Source organism: Runella zeae DSM 19591, from assembly GCF_000423565.1.
GTDB lineage: Bacteria > Bacteroidota > Bacteroidia > Cytophagales > Spirosomataceae > Runella > Runella zeae.
In genome coordinates, this window is record NZ_AUIF01000104.1 from 1 (window position 1) to 1,581 (window position 1,581).

General features: G+C 53.6%; 1 protein-coding gene. It reads left to right on the forward strand.

The features are described 5' to 3' along the window. Nucleotides 1-222: 222 nt before the first annotated feature. Nucleotides 223-1,581, forward strand: a 1,359-nt coding sequence (locus G563_RS0118400; protein ID WP_374754527.1) for a cadherin-like domain-containing protein, incomplete at its 3' end; no start/stop codon positions are given.

The following is a 1,581-nucleotide window of genomic DNA, read 5'->3' on the forward strand; positions in this document are numbered from 1 at the left end:
TATGCCGCTTATTTTGATGCAACCAACAGTTGTTACAGCCCGACCTCAACGCCGGTGCAGGTAACAATTAACAGTTGTTCAAGCATTCAGGTAAGTAACGTATGTCCCGCTACAACGGTCAACCTAACCACGCACAGTACAGGAACCCCTCCCGCGGGCACCACAGTGACCTGGCATACGGGTACGCCCGCCACGACGGCCAACAAAGTGGCTGACCCGACGATGGTTGGTTCAGGAACGTATTATGCCGCTTATTTTGATGCGACAAACAGTTGTTACAGCCCGACCTCAACACCGGTGCAGGTAACAATTACTACTTGTACGACTCCCACCAACCCACCTTTGGTAGTAATACCTCCCATGGTAACCGAGCCGGATAAACCTGTAACGGTTTGTGGTACTATCAACGATCCGGATATAGGGGATACTCATACGGTAACGATTTGCAGTGCTCCCACAAAAGGAACTCTGGCTACACCTACAGTCAATAATACGACGCACAAAGTGTGTCTGACCTATACGCCTTCAACAGGCCAAACGGGCAGTGATCAGGTGTGTTTGATTGTATGTGACCAAACCGGCAAGTGTGATACTGTAACCGTGCCGATTGTCATTACACCAACGGTTCCGCCTTCGGTAACTCCCCAACCGCCGGTGGTCGTGGTTACGGGCATCATCACCCCGCAAGACAGCACGACAACGACTTGTATGCCGATATTGGATCCCAACGGGACGGGTACGAATACCTACACCATCTGCGGTGCTCCTAAAAACGGCACGGCAAATCCGATTACAACAGCCGGCGGCTTGTTGTGTGTGACCTATAAACCCAATGCCGGTTATGTAGGCAAGGATTCGTTGTGTCTGATCGTGTGCGACGCAGGCAACCTGTGTGACACCATTTTGATACCTATTACGGTATACCCGAAAGTGATACCGGGCACGCCGCAGCCTCCGGTGGTGATTTTGCCTCCAATCGTAACTGAACCGGGCAATCCGGTAACGATCTGCGGTTTGGTGAACGATCCCAACGTAGGTGATACACACACAGCAACTTTGTGCAACACTCCTTCAAAGGGTACCATCAGTGGTATGGCTATAAACAACCTGACACACCAATTGTGTTTGACCTATACTCCCCAATCGGGACAAACAGGGAATGACGAGGTTTGTGTGACAGTTTGTGACCAGACAGGGAAATGCACGACGGTAGAAGTACCGGTGACGATTGTTCCTGCCAACGGAAAGCCTATTGCCACGGGCGACATTGCGGTGACGCCTCAGGACAAGCCAGTAACGGGCAATGTGTTGACCAACGACACCGACCCCGAAGGCGGTCCGCTGACGGTGTCGACCACGCCGGTGACGCCGCCGACCAAGGGCACGGTGACGCTCAACCCCGACGGTACGTTTACCTACACGCCGACACCGGGCAAAACGGGCGAAGACGTGTTCTGCTATCAGGTCAGTGACGCGCAGGGGCTGAAAGACACAGCCTGCGTAACGGTGGAGATCGTGCCGAACCCGATTGCGGGCAACGACGCACCGATTGCCGCCGATGACAACACGCAGACGCCGAAG